This is a genomic window from Methanoplanus endosymbiosus (assembly GCF_024662215.1).
Taxonomy (GTDB): Archaea; Halobacteriota; Methanomicrobia; order Methanomicrobiales; family Methanomicrobiaceae; genus Methanoplanus; species Methanoplanus endosymbiosus.
Map to the genome: position 1 here is coordinate 1,983,606 of NZ_CP096115.1, position 20,085 is coordinate 2,003,690.

General features: G+C 44.3%; 23 protein-coding genes. 11 read left to right on the forward strand and 12 right to left on the reverse strand.

What is annotated here, in order from left to right; translation table 11 throughout:
* The first annotated feature begins 55 nt into the window (after positions 1-55).
* Together L6E24_RS08765 and L6E24_RS08770 are read left to right on the forward strand one after the other, a co-directional pair.
* Positions 56-2,524 carry a protein kinase domain-containing protein gene (locus L6E24_RS08765; protein ID WP_257741608.1) on the forward strand — a complete coding sequence of 823 codons (2,469 nt, stop codon included), beginning with the start codon at positions 56-58 and terminating at the stop codon, positions 2,522-2,524.
* A gap of 292 nt (positions 2,525-2,816) precedes the next feature.
* A complete protein-coding gene (locus L6E24_RS08770; protein ID WP_257741609.1) occupies positions 2,817-3,302 on the forward strand; it encodes a hypothetical protein in 486 nt (161 codons plus the stop codon).
* A gap of 239 nt (positions 3,303-3,541) precedes the next feature.
* On the opposite strand, the gene L6E24_RS08775 is transcribed toward L6E24_RS08770, so the two are convergent.
* From L6E24_RS08775 to acs, 4 genes are all read right to left on the reverse strand, one after another.
* Positions 3,542-3,697: a hypothetical protein gene (locus L6E24_RS08775; protein WP_257741610.1), complete on the reverse strand. Its 156-nt coding sequence runs from the start codon at positions 3,695-3,697 to the stop codon at positions 3,542-3,544.
* Positions 3,698-3,729: 32 nt separating this feature from the next.
* Positions 3,730-4,884: an FAD-dependent oxidoreductase gene (locus tag L6E24_RS08780; RefSeq protein ID WP_257741611.1), complete on the reverse strand. Its 1,155-nt coding sequence runs from the start codon at positions 4,882-4,884 to the stop codon at positions 3,730-3,732.
* Between the two features lie 173 nt (positions 4,885-5,057).
* Entirely contained in the window at positions 5,058-5,558 is a 501-nt protein-coding gene (locus L6E24_RS08785; RefSeq protein ID WP_257741612.1) for a rubrerythrin family protein, read from the reverse strand.
* A gap of 158 nt (positions 5,559-5,716) precedes the next feature.
* The gene (gene acs / locus L6E24_RS08790; RefSeq protein ID WP_257741613.1) at positions 5,717-7,579 is read right to left on the reverse strand and encodes an acetate--CoA ligase; all 1,863 of its coding nucleotides are present in this window, start codon (positions 7,577-7,579) and stop codon (positions 5,717-5,719) included.
* A 254-nt stretch (positions 7,580-7,833) separates the two neighbouring features.
* Between acs and radC the strand changes: the two genes are divergently transcribed.
* Positions 7,834-8,493, forward strand: coding sequence for a RadC family protein (gene radC / locus L6E24_RS08795; RefSeq protein WP_257744006.1), 660 nt, complete (start codon positions 7,834-7,836; stop codon positions 8,491-8,493).
* Between the two features lie 101 nt (positions 8,494-8,594).
* Here the strand turns inward: radC and L6E24_RS08800 are convergent, their stop codons facing one another.
* Positions 8,595-9,224 (reverse strand): flavodoxin family protein, encoded by a 630-nt coding sequence (locus tag L6E24_RS08800; RefSeq protein ID WP_257741614.1) that lies wholly within the window; start codon positions 9,222-9,224, stop codon positions 8,595-8,597.
* Between the two features lie 352 nt (positions 9,225-9,576).
* Between L6E24_RS08800 and L6E24_RS08805 the strand changes: the two genes are divergently transcribed.
* The 7 genes from L6E24_RS08805 to L6E24_RS08835 all read left to right on the forward strand — a co-directional run bounded on the left by L6E24_RS08805 (position 9,577) and on the right by L6E24_RS08835 (position 13,727).
* A complete protein-coding gene (locus tag L6E24_RS08805; RefSeq protein WP_257741615.1) occupies positions 9,577-9,795 on the forward strand; it encodes a zinc ribbon-containing protein in 219 nt (72 codons plus the stop codon).
* Positions 9,796-9,869: 74 nt separating this feature from the next.
* Entirely contained in the window at positions 9,870-9,998 is a 129-nt protein-coding gene (locus tag L6E24_RS08810) for a desulfoferrodoxin FeS4 iron-binding domain-containing protein (RefSeq protein ID WP_257741616.1), read from the forward strand.
* Positions 9,999-10,003: 5 nt separating this feature from the next.
* A complete protein-coding gene (locus tag L6E24_RS08815) occupies positions 10,004-10,342 on the forward strand; it encodes a carboxymuconolactone decarboxylase family protein (protein WP_257741617.1) in 339 nt (112 codons plus the stop codon).
* 22 nt (positions 10,343-10,364) lie between these two features.
* Entirely contained in the window at positions 10,365-11,021 is a 657-nt protein-coding gene (locus tag L6E24_RS08820) for a peroxiredoxin (RefSeq protein WP_257741618.1), read from the forward strand.
* Between the two features lie 87 nt (positions 11,022-11,108).
* Positions 11,109-11,726: a flavodoxin family protein gene (locus L6E24_RS08825; RefSeq protein WP_257741619.1), complete on the forward strand. Its 618-nt coding sequence runs from the start codon at positions 11,109-11,111 to the stop codon at positions 11,724-11,726.
* Positions 11,716-12,330 (forward strand): flavodoxin family protein, encoded by a 615-nt coding sequence (locus L6E24_RS08830; RefSeq protein ID WP_308219115.1) that lies wholly within the window; start codon positions 11,716-11,718, stop codon positions 12,328-12,330. Before L6E24_RS08825 ends, L6E24_RS08830 begins: the two co-directional genes overlap by 11 nt.
* Before the next feature lie 164 nt (positions 12,331-12,494).
* Positions 12,495-13,727 carry a hypothetical protein gene (locus tag L6E24_RS08835; RefSeq protein ID WP_257741620.1) on the forward strand — a complete coding sequence of 411 codons (1,233 nt, stop codon included), beginning with the start codon at positions 12,495-12,497 and terminating at the stop codon, positions 13,725-13,727.
* A gap of 222 nt (positions 13,728-13,949) precedes the next feature.
* On the opposite strand, the gene L6E24_RS08840 is transcribed toward L6E24_RS08835, so the two are convergent.
* The gene (locus L6E24_RS08840; RefSeq protein WP_257741621.1) at positions 13,950-14,624 is read right to left on the reverse strand and encodes a zinc metalloprotease; all 675 of its coding nucleotides are present in this window, start codon (positions 14,622-14,624) and stop codon (positions 13,950-13,952) included.
* Positions 14,625-14,736: 112 nt separating this feature from the next.
* Here L6E24_RS08840 and L6E24_RS08845 point away from each other — a divergent pair, with 112 nt between their 5' ends.
* Positions 14,737-15,012, forward strand: coding sequence for a chorismate mutase (locus tag L6E24_RS08845; RefSeq protein ID WP_257741622.1), 276 nt, complete (start codon positions 14,737-14,739; stop codon positions 15,010-15,012).
* Here L6E24_RS08845 and L6E24_RS08850 read toward each other — a convergent pair.
* The 6 genes from L6E24_RS08850 to L6E24_RS08875 form a co-directional block, all read right to left on the reverse strand.
* On the reverse strand, positions 14,996-15,367 hold the full coding sequence (locus L6E24_RS08850; RefSeq protein ID WP_257741623.1) for a hypothetical protein: 372 nt from the start codon (positions 15,365-15,367) through the stop codon (positions 14,996-14,998). The genes L6E24_RS08845 and L6E24_RS08850 overlap by 17 nt on opposite strands.
* 102 nt (positions 15,368-15,469) lie before the next feature.
* Positions 15,470-16,348: an acetylglutamate kinase gene (gene argB / locus L6E24_RS08855; RefSeq protein WP_257741624.1), complete on the reverse strand. Its 879-nt coding sequence runs from the start codon at positions 16,346-16,348 to the stop codon at positions 15,470-15,472.
* Complete coding sequence (gene argJ, locus L6E24_RS08860; protein ID WP_257741625.1) at positions 16,345-17,517, reverse strand: bifunctional ornithine acetyltransferase/N-acetylglutamate synthase; 1,173 nt, start codon at positions 17,515-17,517, stop codon at positions 16,345-16,347. Before argJ ends, argB begins: the two co-directional genes overlap by 4 nt.
* Positions 17,518-17,525: 8 nt before the next feature.
* Positions 17,526-18,005, reverse strand: coding sequence for a CBS domain-containing protein (locus L6E24_RS08865; protein WP_257741626.1), 480 nt, complete (start codon positions 18,003-18,005; stop codon positions 17,526-17,528).
* A gap of 15 nt (positions 18,006-18,020) precedes the next feature.
* On the reverse strand, positions 18,021-19,007 hold the full coding sequence (gene argC, locus L6E24_RS08870; RefSeq protein ID WP_257741627.1) for an N-acetyl-gamma-glutamyl-phosphate reductase: 987 nt from the start codon (positions 19,005-19,007) through the stop codon (positions 18,021-18,023).
* 51 nt (positions 19,008-19,058) lie between these two features.
* Positions 19,059-19,982, reverse strand: a complete 924-nt coding sequence (locus L6E24_RS08875) for an ADP-ribosylglycohydrolase family protein (RefSeq protein WP_257741628.1) — start codon at positions 19,980-19,982, stop codon at positions 19,059-19,061.
* Positions 19,983-20,085 lie beyond the last annotated feature (103 nt).

The window sequence follows — 20,085 nt, forward strand, 5'->3', positions numbered from 1 at the left end:
CATAATTCCTTTTTTGGTGGCGGAATTATTATTTTGGGCGAAGGAGGTAGCAGGAATGACAATACCGGATATTCAATCTAAGTCTAAAATTAATGGATTTCTGTACTTTCTTCTTCTGCTGTCACTGCTTATTCTGTTAATCCCGAATGCTGCACTTGGTGCACCGGTTTATGTGGGTGGGAATGACGGCTTTTCAGATATTGCCTCTGCAGTCAATTCAACTAAACCCGGAGATACTGTAATTGTAAATTCCGGTGTTTATGCCGAGAATCTTCTCATTACAAAGTCCATAAATATTATTGGCAATGACTCCGGGCAGGGCACTCCAAAGATTGAGAGTTCATACGGGGATGCAGCTGTTAAGATAAATGCGGATTATGTTACGGTTGATGGGCTTATCATAAGCGGAAACGCTGATTCCGGGGTGGTTGTCCGTGGTAATAATATAACCGTCAGCAATTGCGATATTCAGTCCACTCCTTCCGGAATTACAATATCTCAGTCTTTGTATGTTACAGTCCGGGAGAATACTATTCGCGGGCATGAGTTGGGCCTTTTCATCGATGAGTCTGATGGGTGCAGTGTATATCTCAATGATTTTGAGAATAATGACAATGTCAGATGTCTCTCTTCCGGTGTGGTGTGGCATTCATCCGATACTGTGTATAATTATAGGGGGAATAATTTCACCTCATCTCTGGGCAATTACTGGAATGATTATGTCGGCACTGACGGGAGCGGTGATGGTATAGGGGATGTGCCTTATACCGGTTATTCCGGGGGAAAAGTCTTTGTTCCGGACAGGAATTTCTATGCCGTAAACGGGGTGAATCCTTCTGGAGGCAGAATTTTTTCCGGGGAAAATCTCGTTGAGGATGATTATCCACTCATATCCCATGTTTCTGATTATATGCTCCCGCATCCCGGAGGTTTTTCTGGTGTAGACGGATTCCACGGTAAAACTGTGGGGGATAACCGGAGCAGAATTCCTGAGTATAATATTGGTGATCTTTCCGAAATGAATCTCAGCCGCCCGCCTCAGAATCCTCCTGCTACGCCGTTGCTTTCAGGTGTTTCTCCTCCTGAGGTGGTTGTTCTGATGCTTCTCATGTCCGGTGTTATTGCCGGAATGTTTGATCTTGTAGGAGGTTACAGGGAGGTTGATTACAGGGATACACGCATCAGGAGAAACGGGATAAAATTCCTTTATGGTGGCTATATCGCAATTGCAATTGCAATGCTGTATTCTGTAATTTCATATACCTCACGGCTGATCATCAGAAATATCGATTATGGTATTATTCAGATCTCATTTATTGCTTTGACAACATTTCTGATCGCTTCCTCGGCAATATTGTCATACAATTTTATAAAAGGGGGCGTGCCGGTTCTTCTGAGCAGGCTGCATGCCCCCCTTGCAGCATTTGGGTTTATATTTTATTTTATCTCCATTTATACAGCGCCTGTTGATCTTGGCCCTTTTAACAGTATAATTTATCCTGTATGTCTTATTCTGTCGGTATTCATGCCCCTTCTATATTTTTATATCTATGAGAGTTCTGCGCAGAAATCGGTAAAGGAAGAGATAATTTCTGGTTTTTATCCGGAAGTTCTCTCATCTGATACCATTGTTGCCTCTGTGGATTACAATAATACCACGATATTTGATAATGAATCCGGCATTATGGGCTCGGCACTTTCAGGTTCATATTTCCCCGAATGTCTTGGTGAGCGTTATTCCGATGTGGAATTTATCGGTAAAGGCGGAATTGCCAGAGTATTTAAAGTCTCCAGGAGGGATGACGGTGCAGTTGTTGCTGTGAAAGTTCCGATCAATTTTGATGAGGTTACAGGGCGTTTTTTCATGAAGGAGATGAGGATATGGGAAGAACTGTCTCATAAGAATATTGTGAAGCTTTTTTCAGTCAATATTCTGCCTGTACCCTTCGTTGAGATGGAGTATGTCGTTTCTGACCTTTCGGAGTCAGAAAAACCGCTCTCTGTAATGGAGACTCTTAAGATTATTGAAGGAATAGCTGAGGGCCTTTCATATGCGCACAACCTTGGTATCATTCATCGTGATATAAAACCGCAGAATATCTTAGTGACTGAAGAGGGTATTGCAAAGATCACCGACTGGGGCCTTGGCAAGATGATTGCAGATGGGCATGAGACAACTGTGGTGGGTTTTTCACTGAATTATGCCGCTCCTGAACAGATTGCCCCACGCAGGTTTGGCAGCCCTGATGAGAGGACTGATATTTATCAGATGGGCGTTGTCCTTTATGAGCTGGTCGTAGGCATGAGGCCGTTCTTCGGAGGAGGTGTGGGTGAGATGACTGATGAGATTATCCACCGGATGCCGATGAAACCATCAGAAAACCGCTCTTCTGATGAACCGTTTGACAAAATCATTATGAAATGCCTGGAGAAGATGCCTGAAGACAGATATCAGAATGTCAAAGAGTTTCTCAGTGACCTGAGACAGCTGAAAGAGAATCTCTCTTCTCAGGGTAAGATCTGACTTCTGTCTGATTCCCTCTTTAAAATTATTATTTCATGTTCAGGGTTTATTTTAAGATTTTTTTGTCTGGTTGATCTGTTTTATATCCTGTCAGCCGGATATTTTTCCGTTTAACCATCAGGTTAAAAGCAGTAATCAGTGACATTTTAACCATTTATATAATCAGGCGGTGACTTATTTATCAGGGTGGCAGAGAAGGGAAAAATAACCCCACCTTTTCTGCACATCCCGACAAAATGCCGAGGTGATGATTCAGTAATAGCAGATATTATATGTATCAGAAGATCTGTTCATGAATTATGCCGGTTTAAGAAGAATTCAGATGGTTGCCAGACCTTATCTGAGTAGTCTTCTCTTCCGGCAGATTCTGTTAAATAAAGTAGATCAGACCGGTGACAGAGCAGTCGGGCGGGTCCGGAATGTCAGTTCCGGCCACTCAGTCTGCATTAATTGCCCCATACTGGTGGCAGGTCCGCCAAAACTTCATCATAACCAAAATCCGGGAGAATATCCGGAATTTTTGGATAACCAGACAATAGCAATCTATAACATTATTTGTGGGTCTGTCCGGCCCATAAATCTCCAGATTAACCGATCCAACCATAAAATAATCCTAAATGCCAGAATAGGAATAAGAGAAACAATCCCAAAACTAACAGCAACCAACCCCCCAAACCCCCAATCCCCCAATTTATTATTCGAAATCTCATACAAATACCTGATAATTAATAATCATAAATACCAGAACGAAATAATCATAACAACCAGAACTAAGTAATCATAAATTCCAGAACGAAATAATCAGAAAATTCAGAAATCAGAATTTTTACTCCGGACATATGTAAAGATGTTCTGAGATGTTTTGTTAATCCGGATACAGCCCTGCCCCCAGGTCTTTATCCGGAGTTACAGCATAAATCTATCTAAAATGTGGTGATATTATCGTTGTAACTCTTCTGTTTACAGAGGCCTGATATAATTTTTTTATCGCTTAAAAAAAGTGTCTGTATTTTGTATTTATTTTATTTTCCCTACCTTTCCTGCAAGTTCCACGGCTTTATCCCTGCCGATTATAAGGCTGCCCGAAATATTGATCCAGTGGCAAAGGTCATTCAGATGCTCTTTTTTAAGATCATAAAAATGCAGGCTGTCAAGGTGATATTTGGTCTTCACAGAATATATTCTTTTTTTCGTCTGAACCATTATCACTGCGACATCAGGTATTCATACGCTGAAAGAGCTGCTTTTGCACCGTCCCCTGAGGCGATTATTATCTGCTTGCCCTTTACCGAGGTCACATCTCCGGCGGCGAACACCCCTTCTCTGTCGGTATTCCCGTTTATATCTATTATTATCTCTCCTTTGTCATTTTTAGCTACAAATCCGTCAAGGAAAACTGTATTTGTCTGGTGGCCGATTGCAAGGAAGAGTCCGTCTGTCTTTATTATTTTCTTCTCTTTGGTATCTCTCTTCTCTATCGTAACTGAGTCCAGAAAATCATTGCCGGAAAGTTCTGAGACCACATAATCTGTATATGTATTTATATTCTCTATTCCCCTGTACTGGCTGAGATATATATCATCTGCACGTATTTTGCTTCTGACAATGAGATTGACTTCCTTTGCAATTTTGCTCATCTCAATTGCAGTAGTGAGGGCATAATTGCCACCCCCGACCACAGTGACAATTTTATCCCTGAAGAGAGGGCCGTCACATGTTGAACATATGCTTATTCCACGCCCTATATATCGTTCCTCCTTCTCAAGGCCAAGCCACTTTGGACTTACTCCGCTTGTAATAATTACTGCCCGGCATCTGTATTCTGAGCCGGATTCTGTACCGATTATATATTCATTTCCGTCTTCTTTTAACGAAGAGACGCTGTCAAGTTCAATTGCCATATCCTGGGTTCTGATCTGCTCTTCAAACTTCTGCATAAGATCAGAACCTGAGATGAGCTTAAATCCCATATAGTTCTCGACCGACCATGACTCCAGTGCCTGCCCTCCGATATTTTCTGTAATTATCATTGTACTGAGCATCTTTCTTGAGCAGTACATGGCTGCCGTCATTCCGGCCGGCCCCCCGCCGATGATGATGACATCCGGAATTTTGGCATCTTCCTGCTTCAGTCCGAATATCTCATTGAGTGCGGGAATGTCAAAGCCTATGATGGTTTTTCCTTCTGCGACAGTTACCGGCACACCATACTGGCCGGAAAGTTCAACCATCTCTTTTGCGGCTTCTATATTCTCGCCTACGTCAATGCTCTCATATTTTATTTTTTTCCTCTCAAGAAATGCCTTTAAAAGGCGGCAGTACTGGCAGTTTTTGGTGGAATAAACCCTCACATCAGACATAATATGAGCTATATTGTCTTCTTAATATTAGATATTATCCGTCATTTTTAAAATAATCCGGATTTAAATATGAAATTGACTGAAAATAAGTTATCCGTGCTACAATTTCCGGCTAAAAAATGCTTATTATTCCCGGAGATTTTCTTCCCCGGAAAATTTGTCTGTTCTGATAATTACTCTACTTCCCGAAACATTCTTGCCGGAACACCACAGATGGGGCATCTTTCAGGAATGCTGTCGATCTCAATATTTCCACATACCGGGCAGAGGTAGATCTTTGATGCTTCAAAGTCATCTCCTGCGGATACTGCTTCAAGTGCCTTTTCATACCTTCCTGCATGCACTTCCTCTGCCTTCATTGCATGTGTAAATACCGTTGCGGCTTCTTTTTGTCCCTCTTCATTTGCAGTTTTGATAAATGCAGGGTACATCTCTGTGTACTCTTCTGTCTCACCGGCAACTGATCCTTTGAGGTTCTCCTCTGTTGAACCAAGTTTATTCAAAATTAATAAGAGCCTCTTTGCATGAATGGCTTCTGCCTCTGATGCTGCTTTGAAGAGCTTTGCGACATTTGGGTATCCCTCTGCTGCCGCTTTCTCTGAGAAGATCTCGTACTTACGGTTTGCCTGTGATTCGCCTGCATATGCCTCTTCTGCATTGTCCATTGTAGTCATAATAGTAAACTCCTTTTCCAGATTAAATCATGTCAGTTATACTATAAATGATTATAGCAGTTATTCCGGTGAAACATCCGGATTTTTCATCTTTCTGATATTTCCCTCTGTCCGGTTTTTGGTTTCTGCATGCTTAAACAGGCATAACTTTCCTCTCATCAGTCTTCAAGCGTTGAGATGTCTCCGGGATCAAGCCCCATCGCCTCGGCCTTTAAAACCCTCCTCATAATTTTGCCGCTTCTTGTCTTTGGCAGGCTTTCAACAAATTTTATCTCAGATGGCATCGCTATAGGGCCGATTGTCATTCGTACATGATATTTCAGTTCATTGGAGAGTGTCTCAGAACCTTCAAATCCTGTTCTGAGAATTACTGACGCTTTTATTATATTGCCCTTTAGCGGGTCAGGAATGCCGATAACTGCCGCTTCAGCGACTGTTTCATGCGATATGAGTGCAGACTCAACCTCAGCTGTTCCGAGGTTGTGTCCCGCGACAATGATTATATCGTCAGATCTTCCGAGTATCATTATATACCCATCTTTATCCCTGACAGCGAGATCCCCGACAGTATAACAGCCTTCAATCTGTGACCAGTAATGCCTGTATCTCTCTTCATTGTTCCATATCCCCTTCATCATTGCCGGCCACGGCCCTTTTATCACAAGCAGGCCTGTTTTTCCGGGAGGGAGCGAATTGCCCTGCTTATCGACAACATCAGCTTCAACTCCGGGAAGTGGCTTGCCTGCAAATCCGGGCTTCATCGGTTCACCGATGAGTGTTGTTATCATGTGCATGCCGGTCTCGGTCTGCCACCATGTATCTACAATCGGAACCCTGCTCTTCCCGATAACCCTGTAAAACCACTCAAAGGCTTCAGGATTTAAGGGTTCTCCGACTGAGCCGAGTATTCTCAGTGAGTCAAGGTTATATTTATCCGGCCATTGCTCGCCGTACTTCATAAACATCCTGATGGCCGTTGGTGCGGTGTACATGATGGTCACACCAAACTCCTCGACAATCTCCCACCATATCCCAGGATCAGGATAGTCCGGCACTGATTCACTGATTATAATTGTTGCGCCGTTTGAGAGCGGGCCATAGACTATATACGAATGCCCTGTGATCCACCCCGGATCTGCTGTGCACCAGTAAACATCGTTGTCCTTCATATCAAAGACATACTTTGTAGTGTAATACGTTCCGACGAGATAACCTCCGCAGGTATGCAGTACCCCCTTTGGTGTTCCGGTCGTCCCGCTTGTGTATAATATGAATAAAGGATCTTCAGCATCCATTATCTCAGGTTCGCAGTAGTGGCTCTGACCCTTCATGACATCATTGAAATCCATCTCCATCTCAGAGTAGAGTTCAATCGGTGGATATGATCGTCTGTGCACTATCACCTTTTCAACGGTGGATGCATTGACTATTGCCTCATCCACGATTGATTTCAGGCTGATTGATCGTCCCCTTCTGATGCTCACATCTGCTGTTATGACAAATCTGGCTTTTGAGTCCTTTATCCTTGCATGCAGGGCTTCTGATCCGAATCCTGCATAAACAATTGAGTGTATTGCGCCAAGCCTTGCACAGGCAAGAATTGCAATCACGTGCTCAGGAATAAACGGCATGTAAAAGACAATTCTGTCGCCTTTTTTCACACCGAGTTCTTTAAGGCCGTTTGCAAATCTGTTTACTTCCCTGTACAGCTGCCTGTACGTCAGTACCTTCTCGCCGCCGTCATCTCCCCTGAAGATTAAGGCAACCTTGTTTCTTTTTCCGTCATTTACATGCCTGTCAAGGCAGTTTACTGTGATGTTCAGTTTTCCGCCCGGAAACCATGCTGCATATGGGGGGTTCCAGTCGAGGATTCTGTCCCATTTTTTCTCCCAGACGAGTTCCCCTGCCACTTTTGCCCAGTAGGTCTCCGGATCATCCTTAAAACGCCACAGAGCCTCATAGTAGTCCGGCATGTGTGCATTTGTCCGGTAGGAGGGATCTGCGTGGTATATCTTTGACATGCCTTCCTCCTGCCTGGCGCTACTATCCGGTTCTGGCATAATTGTCATTATTAATCATTATAATTTAAATAGTTTTCTGCTGTCGAACTATGTTTCGTTAATCATCAAATATGTGTCTGCACTCTCTTCCTCTCTTTCTCTCCGCTTTTTGCAGGTTTATCGTCCACAGGGCCGCAGCAGTTAAGCCCACGTATATTCCGGAATAAAACATTCGCTTTTAAAAATGAGAGCAGGTAATACTTACGCGATTGTGGATGAAAGCTATCAGGGATACGTATGTGGGGGACAGGCCGCGTGAAAAGATTGCCTGCAAGGGTGTGGAATGCCTGAAGAACAGTGAACTTATCGCGGCAATAATCGGCAGCGGCATGCCCGGACGTGATGTCTTACAGGTGGCCACTGAGATTGAAAAAATTCTTAATGAGGCTAAGGGAAATCCCGGTTATGATAACCTCCTCTCTGTTGATGGTGTGGGCGCTTCAAAGGCATCCCAGATAGTTGCCTCTTTTGAACTTGTAAAGCGTTATATGCCGCGTGATGCAGTTAAGATCACAAAGCCGCATGATATTCTGCCTCTTGTGGATTATCTGAAGGTAAAAAAACAGGAATATTTCATCTGTGTAACTCTCAATGGTGCCGGGGAAGTGATAGAAAACCGGGTTGTTACGGTTGGCACTTTAAACCACAGTCCTGTCCACCCAAGAGAAGTCTTTGCCGATGCAATATCTGACCGTGCCGCATCCGTAATTCTTGTCCATAACCACCCGTCAGGCAATCCTGAACCGTCAGCAGATGACATTGCTGTGACTGAGAGGCTTTTGAAATCCGGAGAAATTGTTGGGATAAGCATTCTTGACCATATAATCATTGCAAAAAACGGGCTTGTGAGTTTAAGGGAGAGAGGGTATATCTGATTGAAATAAGGGTTAATTTCGTCTTCATTCTCTCTCCATTGGTGGTGTGGGTGTTTATTCTCTAATCCGGGCAGGATCCGGATAATTTTTTCTTTATGCAGCTATTCAGCTTTTACTTCATCTGAATATTTTTTCTTATCCTCGGCGATAATCCTGCACATCTCATGTGACTTTGTATATGCCTCTTTTATCTTGTCAGGCTTTTTTGTTATGTCAATAATACTGTCCATATCATTCTGAAGTACGTCTTCCCAGTATTCAAAATCCGTAATGTCGCAGAAAGCCCTCATCGAAAGCCTGACCCCGTCAAAGTCATAAGGGACATTCATGCCGCCTATTGAGATTAAGAGCGCCTTTCTCCATTTTTTCATCTCTTTTGTGACAAGCGGATCTTTTCGTACGTACTTTGCCATAAAAAATACCTGGAACCTGTCCATGAATGATTTTATGGCCCCCGGAAATCCCATTGTCATAACGGGGGATGCAATGATTAATCCGTCAACTTTTCTGAATCTCTTTAATAACGGTGATACGTCATCTTTTATCATGCAGTCGTCATTCTGTTCGCAGTAAAAATGCTCCATACATGGTGAAAATTTCAGTTTTGTAACATCAACCTTTATGACACTGCATCCCGCGTCCTCAGCGCCCTTGATTGCTTCTGAGAGCAGTCTTGCAGTATTTCCGTCATCAATAGGACTTCCGAGCAGTGCAATAATCTGTGGCTTCATAATATCTTCTCCTGACTGTCCGGAAAATTTTATATATCCTGATGATATTACTTTCCGGTGGTGAAATCTCTTCTTCTTAAACTTTAAATTATCCTGACAGGTAAAATTGTTTCTGTTATGGTTCTGCTGTTAACAGAAAGCACCTTTTTTCCGGATGGCTATTCTGAAATGAAAATAATTATTGTATTACCTTCTGATTTAAATGTTTTTTGCAAATCTCTCTTACCTGATGCAGATATGAAGATAATTACACACTCTGTTTATCACTTATTCTCTCCGGTTGCCATTTATTTACATTTTTCTGAGATAGTTTAATATTATAGCCGGATGATCAGAAAATGAGGTTTTTATTATGACAGAAAATGCAAAAACGGTAAAAGCCGGCGAAAAAGTCGGACCTGGTAAATATGTATGTGTTGATTGCGGACTTGAATTTGAAGTCAATGACTCTCAGCAGGATTTAAGGAAATGCCCTACCTGTGCATGTGAGATGTATCAGTGCTTACCTATTACACATATCAGGCCGGATGTTAAGACTCCTGAGGATGCAAAACACCCTCCGAAGAGATAATTTTTAATTTTTCGGATTTTTATTGCCGGAAATGCCTGAGATCTGTAGATTAATTAATAGATGGGGTGAATAAAATGGTAAATGTAACTGAGGCCGGAGAAGTCTTTGAATGTGAGATCTGCGGCAATGTGGTAGAGGTTAAGGAAGTCGGCGGCGGAGAGCTTATCTGCTGTGGCGAACCTATGAACAAAAAGGAGGAGTGAATGAAATGTCTGATTTAAAGGATCTTGAGGAGAAGATCGGAAAAGTGCCTGCGGTGTTCCGTGATATGGCAGAGAATGACCCTGAGATGTATGAGAAAATTCTTGAATTTGACAATTATATCTGGGCAGACGGTTCCCTTTCCAAACAGACCAAGAAAATTCTTGCAATAGCCATAACTGCGGCAATGAGGGATAACAAGGCACTTGCTGCCCAGATGGCCGGTGCAAAAAATCTCGGCGTAAAGAAGGAAGAGATTGAGGAAGCATTGCGTGTCGCCTTCCTTATTTCAGGTATGCCTGCCTATGCACAGGGCAGAAATGAACTGGATGCCCTTTATAAATAAATCTGTCGGGGGGAAAATAATTATGGAATCTGAATATAAAGAGTTTGAATGCCTTTCAATGCCGGTTATTGGCGAACCTGCACCGGAATTTGAGGCATTAACTACCCACGGGAAGATAAAGCTCTCGGACTACCGGGGATCGTGGGTGATAATGTTCTCGCACCCGGCAGACTTTACACCCGTATGCACCACTGAATTTGCAGCCTTTGCAGGCGTTTATGATGAACTGAAGTCACTGAATGCTGAACTTATCGGCCTTTCAATTGACAGTGTTCATTCACACATTGCATGGGTCAGAAATATTGATGAGAAACTTGGCATTAAGATACCCTTCCCTGTCATAGCCGATCTTGATATGAGTGTAGCGAATAAATTCGGCATGATTCATAAGGGGCAGAGCAACACCTCAACTGTCAGGACGGTCTTCTTCATCGATCCTGAAGGAAAGATCAGAGCGATGATCTATTATCCGCTCTCAAACGGACGGTATATCCCGGAGATTGTCAGGGCTTTGAAGGCATTTCAGGCAAGCGATGAACATCACATTGCAACCCCTGCAAACTGGCAGCCCGGTGATAAGGTGATTGTGCCTCCGCCGGCAACCCAGCAGGAGGCGGAGGAGCGTGCTTCAAAGGGCTATGACTGCAAGGATTTCTATCTTTGCTTTAAGGATATCTGATATATCCAATTTTTTTCCAAAATCTCTATATTCCCGGCGCGTGATGCGTAATGGTTTTATGTTATTCATACATATCAGGCAGATGCTATGGTAATATCCGTTCTTGCCTTTGCCGGAAGTCCCAGAAGGCATGGTAACTCCGAGACCCTGCTTGATTATCTCTTAAACAGCCTTCAGGCTGATGAAGAGGTTGTAATTGAAAAGTATGCCTTATCAGATGTCGATGTAAAACCCTGCCGGGGATGCAATGTCTGTGAGAAGAAGGGTGAATGTGTTATTAAGGATGATTTCGGAACGCTTGCCGGAAAGATCGAATCTGTGGATATAATTGTTCTTTCAGCTCCGGTGTACTGCCTTGGGCTGTGTGCACAGGCAAAGGCTCTGATTGACAGGATGCAGGTATTCAGATCCAGAAAATATGTCCTCGGTATGGAGATAGTCCCTCCTGAGAAAAGGGGGAAAAAAACCGGGGTCTTTATTTCAACGGCCGGGCAGGACTGGGACTGGGTCTTTGATGCCGTAATTCCGACTGTCAAATGCTTTTATCATCTTGCAGGGGTTAAAAACCGGGATGTCGAATATCTTATGGTAAATAATGTGGACGCTAAAGGGGCGGTACAGGCACATCCTGATGCAGTAAGGCTTGCAGAAGAGTCTGCTGCTGCGGTCCTGAAAAAGGTGCGAATGCTTAGAAGTGGTGAGTGATATTACAATAAATGTGCTGGGTATTTCGGGAAGTCCGAGAAAAAATGGCAATACAGAAAAACTCCTTGACTGTTTTTTAAAGGGGGCATATGATGCCGGAGGGGCTGTTGAGAAGATTGAGCTTAGAAAACTCGGATATAAGAGCTGCATGGGGTGCAATAAATGCCATAAGAGCGGCGTGTGTGTTGTACATGATGACCTTACAGGTCTGTATATGAAGATCTTATCTGCTGATATCACGGCCCTTGCCTCCCCGATATACTCAATGTCGGTGACTGCCGAGATAAAGGGCCTCATTGACCGTGGTCAGTATCTGTGGGCGAGGAAATTTATTCTTGAAGATCTTCACTTTGACGAGAACCATGTCAAAAATCATAAGGGCTTTTTTATCTCAACCGCAGGAATGGAGAGGACAGATGTCTTTGATTATGTGAAGCCTGTAGTGACTGCATTTTTTAATGACTGCGGTATTGAATTTACAGATACCATCGCTGCGAATGGCATGGATAAATCCGGAGGTATTGAGGGCCGGCCTGAAATTATGAAGAGTGCCTACAATGCCGGAAGAGAAGCTGTTCTCTCCCTCGCCGGCAGGGATGATTAGAGAAATATTTCTCCTGACTGTACCGGCAGCCGGAAAATTCCCTGCCGTTTTTTGGCTTTTTTGCATGCCAAATCTATTTTTTCATCCGGATTCTGATGATATAACCGGACGTGGACTTGTGTTTTTTACGCACTTTTATCTGTCCTGATGCAGAATTGTCTGTAATGATACTGCCCTTTGGGAATTCATCCGGTGGCGATAAAGCCGGTTCTGCCCCTGAAATGTCACTGAATGATTTTCACAGGAAAATTGAGGAAGCCGATGCTGAGGCAAAAAAGATAATCAGCAAGGCTGATGATGAAATAAAGTCCCTGGATAAAATAATGTGGAAACTTAGGTTTACCACCCCGATTCTTGCTGCGGCAGTGCTTATTAATATCTGGCTTGTCTTCTTCTGCACATCTGATTATTTTCTTTACTGGATAATGTCCTCGTTTATCTTTCTGATGGTAAACCCGTTTCTGATGATGCTGCCGACTGATGTCGATGAGATTAAGTCTTATGTGGCTTTTGTTAAAGATCTCAGCCACCGCGAGAAGAAGAGCCGTGATGAGGTTGAGGGTGCGGGCAGCAGCGAAAAGAAGGATTTTAAACTTTCGGATAAGAAAAAGAAGTTAAAAGCTCTCACAAAGCAGAAGAAGTTCTTCTCAGAATTCGCATGGAATCTCTTCTTCATTAACTGCCAGCCGCTCACTCTTGGTTTTCTTCTTCTCTTCTTTTTATCCTCAGTCTTTGCCTTTGCCGGATGGATGGTGCTTGGGACGTTTGAGAGGTACTCGTCCCTGATTGTGATTATTCAGTCTGTGGCAATTATTGCCTTTTACGCAGGCATTGCATATGCCCAGCCATATTCACGTGGGTTTTTCTCCGGAATGCTGGGTATGCATACCGGTTTTAAGAAGAGATATGAGTCGGGCTGGACGCAGCTGCTTAGATATATCCTCTACTCTGCTGTCATTGTCATTGGCGGCGGGCTGCTCTTCGTTGCGGCTATCCTTCTGCCAGGATTTACGTTCAATACTTTTACATCTGCGGAAGCAGATCTCCAGTTTAAGATCGGTCTATTTCTGATAATCTTTCTCTCACAGATCATATTTGTCAGGCATCTGCAGGGTGCTTACAGCAGAAAGCTTGTATCCGAACTTTTAAACTCTGAGCGTGAACTGGCTGAAGAGGAGTTTTTACCCACTCTTGAGAGGCTCAGGTCTGAATCAGAAGGTGGAGCTGTAACTCCTGAAATGGCAGAAGAACTGAGAGTTGCCGGTATGAATATGCTCAGTCTTGAGATGGTCTCAACAGATTACAGGGCATTGTTCGGCTACTTTCCGGTATGCACTATCATACCTGATATGGATGTCATCAAAGAGATTCCTGACAGGCTGTATGAGGAGAAATAATTATTTTCACAGGCACGTTGAATATGGGCACGGGATTCTCCTGCCCCTCTTCCAAAAAAGCCCTCTTCAACATTCTATAATTATTTAATCCCTTTTTTTCACCCGGAACTCTCCCGGAAAGTCTCTTATTTGACTATAATGCAGTCACTTATGACCAGCGGCATTACTTCCTTTTTCCGGTTCGCAGCCGCCTGGCGGTTCTGAAAAATAAGATGTGGGGGTTTATGCGAAGATCTGAACTATTGAGTCCAGAATTCCGCCGTAGTCTTGTGATATGAGAATCATTACGAGTGATACAATGATGAGCGCTGCAAATACTGCCGGATTCCATGAGAGGATCTTCTTTCCGTCAAGGACACTTACAGGCAGCAGGTTAAAGAATGCTATCATTGAGTTCACTGACATGCCCACAAGTCCGGTTATGGTGAGCAGGAATGGCAGAAATCCTGCGCCAAGCACTGCGCCCAGAATTATAAGCAGCAGGAATGGCACACATAGTATGAGGTTTACCATCGGCCCTGCGGCTGAGATCATGCCATTCTCCTTTGCTGTCATCGGTCTGCCGTCCCTTGAGTAAATGACTGTTGCACCGGGCGCTGCAAATACAACACCGACAAGTGCCGCAAGAGCTACTGCAATTACAAGCATCTGGTTGTCCCTTCTGAATTCAGCCCAGTAGCCGAATTTTATTGCTGTAAACTTATGTGCAAGTTCGTGAAGGGCAAACCCGAGGCCTACTGTTAAGAGTGAGACCCCGAAGAATAACAGAAAAGTTTCCGGTGTTATCCTGTCTCTGACAAATATGAGTGTAAATGCTATGGCAATAGCAAGCCAGGCAATTATCAGGTCGTGCTTTTCCCTTTTAGTAATATGGGATAATATATTATTGGTATTCATTACAACTGACAGTACTTTTCTAATTAGGAGATATTATTCCTGTTGGATGTGGCGGTACTTCTTTGCTGCATCGTAAGGATTAATTTATATCCGGTCGGTGAATTATTTAATCATGGATCTGATGGGAGCAAGAACCCGGATAGAGGAGATTGATATGAAGATAATCGACCTCATCAGTGAGAGGTCTGATCTGGCATCTGTGGTTGCAGAGGCGAAGAGAAGAGAGGGCGGGGCTGTACGTGATGATGAGCAGAGGGAGAAGGTCATCGCACGTGCAGTTGACAGAGCAAAGGAGTCCGGCCTTGATCCCGAACCTGTAAAGGAAATATTTGAGCTTCTGATTCTGATGAATGAATACAGGCAGTGGAAGATTACTGAAGGGGATTAGCTCCTTCAGGAATTTTTGCAGAGATCATAATATACGAGTCATCAAACATAACTCCGTGTACCAGGTACACCCTGCCTGAATCGTCAGGCCCTTTGAGTTTTAACCTCTCCCATCCAAAGACTCCGTTTCTGACAATACCAGTCATCATGATGTCCCTCTCCTTTGTCTTCTCCCATACTGATGAGAAGAGCTTACCCTTCACATCCGCACCATTGCATACGTTCTCTGTAAAGGAGCGGTTAATCTCTAAAATCTCAAAGTCCGGGTGGGAGATTAGGCAGATGCCGACTGGTGAATAATGGAAGGCAAATTTATAAAGCCTGCACTGGTCATTCTTCTTCCGGAGAAAATCCATACTGAAGTTATATTTCGGGTGTTTATATTCATTTCCCGCTTCTGGCTGTTTCTGAGGTAAAAAAGAGTGAAGGTTGTTGAATGGCAGTATCTGCGGGATATTTTACTGCTCATTCCTGGTGATCATCGTTCCCACACCCTCATGTGTGAAAAGTTCAAGCAGGAGACTGTGATCATTGTTTCCGTTTATTATGTGTGTGTAATTAACACTATCTCTGAGGCAGCTGATACATGACTCAATTTTTGGTATCATGCCGCTTACAATGACTCCCTCTTTTATGAGCCTTTCAGCCTCATTTATATTCAGCCTGTGGTATGTCCGTGTCCTTGCCGCATTCATTACACCGTCCACATCAGACATATTGATGAATTTAAATGCCTTAAGAGCAATTGCAATCTCACCTGCGGCAGTGTCGGCATTTACATTGAGGCTCATGCCACGTTTATCTATTGCAATTGGGGCAATTACCGGTATATATTCGTTCTCCAGCAGACATTCAAGGAGGGAGGGATCAACCTCTTCTATCTCACCGACATGGCCGAGATCGACATCCTGCTCAAGATCATCTATCTTTATCCTCTTAGCTCCCATTTTTTTTGCAAAGAGAATATTGCCGTCATTACCGGATACTCCTACACCCCTTGCGCCGAATTTGGTGATGAGGGATACTATGCCGTCATTTATCTTTCCGACAAGGACCATCTGGGCGATCTCAAGAGTCTCTTTGTCTGTAATTCTCAGGCCGCCGACAAATTTCGGTTCTTTACCCATATCCTTCATCTTCTGGGTTATCTCAGGGCCGCCGCCGTGAACAATTACAACCCGCATTCCGACATAATGCAGAAGTACCACGTCCTGAATTACAGTGTCAAGTACGGCTGCGTCCACCATGGCATGCCCTCCAAGTTTTACGACAACAGTTTTTCCGTGAAACTGCTGTATATACGGCATTGCCTCCATTAAAACATCTACTCTGTTCATGTTGTGTATTTCCCGTTAATTTCCACATATTTCTCTGTCAGATCACAGCCCCAGGCTGTTGCGGATTCACTGCCTGAGTCGAGATCTATCACAAAGGTGACAGTTTCGCCTGCCATCATATCCTTTGCCGCCTTCAGGGTATCAGGATTTTTGATGTCATCTGCGGTTATCTCCCCTCTGACAGCAAGGGGAACTCTCTTCTCTCCGTCTGATATATACACTGACACCTTTTCGGTATCAAAGTGAACGCCTGCGCGCCCTGCTGAGGCGATGACTCTGCCCCAGTTCGGATCCTCGCCATAAACAGCTGTTTTCACAAGTGGAGATTCTACAACAGTCTTTGCAACATCTGCTGCATCCTCCTCGGATGCGGCGTTTATGACTGTTATCTCAAGCATCTTTGTTGCACCCTCACCGTCAGATGCTATCTGCTTTGCGAGGGATACACAGACCTCCTCAAGTGCACTGTAAAGCTCGTCAGGATCTGCCCTTCCCATAATTCCGGTGGCAGTGAAGAAAGCGCAGTCGTTTGTTGATGTATCGCCGTCAACCACAACCCTGTTAAAACTCCGGTCAACCGCTTTTTTAAGCATAATGCTGAGTTCTTCTGCCTCAGCTTCAGCATCTGTATAGATGAATGCGAGCATTGTACCCATATTAGGTGCTATCATGCCGCTCCCCTTTGTAATTCCGGCAACAGTAAAGCCTTCTCTTCTGCATACTGCGTGTTTTGGCTTTGTGTCTGTCGTCATTATGGCTGATTCGGCATCATCTTCTGCTTTTTCATCCGGACGAATATCTGATCTTATCCTGCTGAACTGATCTTCAATTATCTCCATTCTCATGAAGCGCCCGATGACACCTGTGCTTGCAACGCCTACCTTTTCAGGGGTTGTCCCGAATGCCTCAGCTGCAAGTTCTGCCATCCTCTCTGCGTCTTTTAATCCCTGCTCGCCGGTATATACATTGGCATTTCCGGAATTGACAATTATTCCGTCTAAATATCCGGATTTCATCCTCTCCCTCATGAGGTGCACAGGTTCTGCTGCGAGAAGGTTTCTGGTAAATACGGCAGCTGCGTTTCCTGAAGCTTTTATAAGTGCGAGGCCGTACCTGCCCTCCTTAATTCCGGCTGCCGTTACACCTTTCACGGCGCATATGCTCTTCATATTATTTTTCAGTCCCCGTTTGATCCTGTCCCTATACCTCTGACGATATCCTGCCTTGTTATGATCCCGACAAGTCTGTTATGTTTTAGGACCGGAAGCCTGGCAATTCCCTCCGAGAGCATAAGCCCGGCGGCATCCTCGATGTCAGCCTCGTCATCTATGGATACAATCTCTGTGCTCATGATATCTGACACCGGGCTGTCACCTATGTCTGACAATGCTTTTTTTGTCTTCTCCCAGTTGATATATTCCCTGATTGGGATCTCTATTATCTCCAGCGGTGACGGCAGCCAGAGGTCATCACTTAGGTCGCCTGTCTCAAGCAGTGAGAGTACGTCTGTCTCTGTCACAATTCCGGCTACTCTCTCGCCGTTCATTACAGGAAGGCCTCCGATTCTTTTCTTCCTCAGAATTCCGGCAGCATCACTCACCTTTGAATTAACTGTTATTGTCACCGGGTTTGGTGTCATTACGTCCCTGACTTTCATAATTATAACCTCCTTTTACGGGAATACCGGGGCATTCACAAGCCCGTCATTCTCTTTATATCCACACATGATATTCATATTCTGTATCGCCTGTCCGCTTGCACCTTTGACAAGATTGTCTATGGCTGATACTGCAACTACTCTTCTGCCCTCACTCTCAACTGCAATATCACAGAAATTGCTACCTCTGACTTCTGCAAGGGTTGGGTTCTGAAGCCGTATGAAGAATTCATTTCTGTAGAAATCTTCATATAATTTTTCTGCCTCAGCCTGTTCTACCGGTTCTCTGAGCAGTATGTGTGCTGTTGTGAGTATGCCTCTGTTCACCGGAAGAAGGTGCGGTGTGAAATGGCAGTCTGCATCTGATCCAAGGAATGCCAGTTCCTGCTTCATCTCTGAGAGATGCCTGTGGTTTGTCCATTTGTAGGCTTTCAGGCTGTCTGCAACATTGGTGTACTGGTTTGTAGCTGACGGGGCAACTCCTGCACCTGAGACTCCTGTTTTGGAGTCAAAGATCACGGTCTCAGCCATACCTGCGAGTGGTGCGGCGGCAAGGGTTGCGCCTGTCGGGAAGCATCCGGGGTTTGCGACAAAAGAGCTGCCCTTTATCTCTTCCCTGTGGATCTCCGGAAGTCCGTATGGTGCTGTAAAGTAATTTTTATGCTCCACTCCGTATGTCCCTTCATATACATCAAGCGGCAGCCTGTAGTCGGCGCTTAAGTCAACAGTCTTAATTCCCCTCTCCATGAGATCAGCGGTGTAATTCATCGCAACCGTATGCGGGACCGCAAGGAATGCAAAGTCTGCATCAACTGTCCGTGTTTCAGGGTCGGTGAATTTCAGACTGCACAGTCCCTTTAAATTCCGGTGGACTGAATCAACCGTCGCTCCTTCTTCCTTTCTTGAGGTGGCGCATGTGACCTCTGCCTGTGAATGGGTGAGAAGAAGCCTTATCAGATCCCCTCCGGTAAATCCGGAGGCACCGATAATTGCAATATCCATAAAATAGTATTTATTAACAAAGCGTAAAATTCCTTTGTCTTTTGTTCAGGTTTATTTCAATGTCTGACCTGACTGATCTGTACTGCTGAATTTGTAAAATAGCCTTTTTGCAATATTCTCAATTCTTTCCCGGTTTTCAAGGTCGATCAGCAGATCTTCGGGCAGTCCTGATGCTCCAAACTCCGCACCTGCCCATGCGCCGCATATGAAGGCTATTGTATCTGTATTCCCGCCTGTCTGAGAGGCTATATTCAGGAAATTTATATCCTCGCCATATCTAAGTATCAGGTACGCTGATAGCGGTACTGTCTGATAGATGCTTACGTTATTTCCGATTGTCTGAAGTGCACTCTCGGCTGATATGCCCTCTTCAGCATACTTTATTGCCAGATCAATCTTCATTGCGAGTTTTTCATCAATATCAGATATTTCTCCGGTGGCCCGGTACAGCGGTTCTCTCTCATGGCTGAGTGTGTACCTGAGAAGCAGTGCAAACCAGAGTGTGCCCGCATATGCCACAGGGCTGCTGTGTGTGACTGAGCATGCTTCAGCGAGTTTCTCCTTTATTTCGGCGGTGTTGGTATATGCAAGGGCAAAAGGGAGTCCAAGAGGTACACAGCCTGCTGTGTCCGAGAAGCAGCCCGGATTTTTATCTCCGGAAACAATATGCCTGCATGCGCTGAGTATTGTTCCGTCCGGAAATCTCAGTTCTTTTTGAAGGTGAAGCTCTTTTAATCTCTCTGAGTAGGATTTTACTGAATAATTCCCGCTTATGAAAAGTTCTGATACTGCAAGGGCAATCTGTGTGTCATCGGTATAACAGCCTTCTTTGAGCCTGGAATTTGGATGAATATGGCTTGGTCTGGCATATTCTGTCCTAAGATGCCTCAGTGATGTTGGTGTTGTCTCATAAGGCATTCCCAGTGCATCGCCCATAGCCGCGCCAAGCATCGCGCCCCTGTATTCATTCTCCATCAGATATACTCTATTTACCTTGTGGTTAAACTTTTTTATTGTAATTCTGTCAGAATTATACCCTCCGGTTAAGGATGATTGTGGGCTATAATTTTCATTTAAT

Bases quoted from the DNA above. Each gene is read 5' to 3' on its own strand.
- L6E24_RS08765 (WP_257741608.1), top strand. From the start codon at position 56: ATGACAATACCGGATATTCAATCTAAGTCTAAAATTAATGGATTTCTG.
- L6E24_RS08770 (WP_257741609.1), top strand. From the start codon at position 2,817: ATGAATTATGCCGGTTTAAGAAGAATTCAGATGGTTGCCAGACCTTAT.
- L6E24_RS08780 (WP_257741611.1), bottom strand. From the start codon at position 4,884: ATGTCTGATGTGAGGGTTTATTCCACCAAAAACTGCCAGTACTGCCGC.
- L6E24_RS08785 (WP_257741612.1), bottom strand. From the start codon at position 5,558: ATGACTACAATGGACAATGCAGAAGAGGCATATGCAGGCGAATCACAG.
- acs (WP_257741613.1), bottom strand. From the start codon at position 7,579: ATGTCAAAGATATACCACGCAGATCCCTCCTACCGGACAAATGCACAC.
- radC (WP_257744006.1), top strand. From the start codon at position 7,834: ATGAAAGCTATCAGGGATACGTATGTGGGGGACAGGCCGCGTGAAAAG.
- L6E24_RS08800 (WP_257741614.1), bottom strand. From the start codon at position 9,224: ATGAAGCCACAGATTATTGCACTGCTCGGAAGTCCTATTGATGACGGA.
- L6E24_RS08805 (WP_257741615.1), top strand. From the start codon at position 9,577: ATGACAGAAAATGCAAAAACGGTAAAAGCCGGCGAAAAAGTCGGACCT.
- L6E24_RS08810 (WP_257741616.1), top strand. From the start codon at position 9,870: ATGGTAAATGTAACTGAGGCCGGAGAAGTCTTTGAATGTGAGATCTGC.
- L6E24_RS08815 (WP_257741617.1), top strand. From the start codon at position 10,004: ATGTCTGATTTAAAGGATCTTGAGGAGAAGATCGGAAAAGTGCCTGCG.
- L6E24_RS08820 (WP_257741618.1), top strand. From the start codon at position 10,365: ATGGAATCTGAATATAAAGAGTTTGAATGCCTTTCAATGCCGGTTATT.
- L6E24_RS08825 (WP_257741619.1), top strand. From the start codon at position 11,109: ATGGTAATATCCGTTCTTGCCTTTGCCGGAAGTCCCAGAAGGCATGGT.
- L6E24_RS08835 (WP_257741620.1), top strand. From the start codon at position 12,495: ATGATACTGCCCTTTGGGAATTCATCCGGTGGCGATAAAGCCGGTTCT.
- L6E24_RS08840 (WP_257741621.1), bottom strand. From the start codon at position 14,624: ATGAATACCAATAATATATTATCCCATATTACTAAAAGGGAAAAGCAC.
- L6E24_RS08845 (WP_257741622.1), top strand. From the start codon at position 14,737: ATGGATCTGATGGGAGCAAGAACCCGGATAGAGGAGATTGATATGAAG.
- L6E24_RS08850 (WP_257741623.1), bottom strand. From the start codon at position 15,367: ATGGATTTTCTCCGGAAGAAGAATGACCAGTGCAGGCTTTATAAATTT.
- argB (WP_257741624.1), bottom strand. From the start codon at position 16,348: ATGAACAGAGTAGATGTTTTAATGGAGGCAATGCCGTATATACAGCAG.
- argJ (WP_257741625.1), bottom strand. From the start codon at position 17,517: ATGAAGAGCATATGCGCCGTGAAAGGTGTAACGGCAGCCGGAATTAAG.
- L6E24_RS08865 (WP_257741626.1), bottom strand. From the start codon at position 18,005: ATGAAAGTCAGGGACGTAATGACACCAAACCCGGTGACAATAACAGTT.
- argC (WP_257741627.1), bottom strand. From the start codon at position 19,007: ATGGATATTGCAATTATCGGTGCCTCCGGATTTACCGGAGGGGATCTG.
- L6E24_RS08875 (WP_257741628.1), bottom strand. From the start codon at position 19,982: ATGGAGAATGAATACAGGGGCGCGATGCTTGGCGCGGCTATGGGCGAT.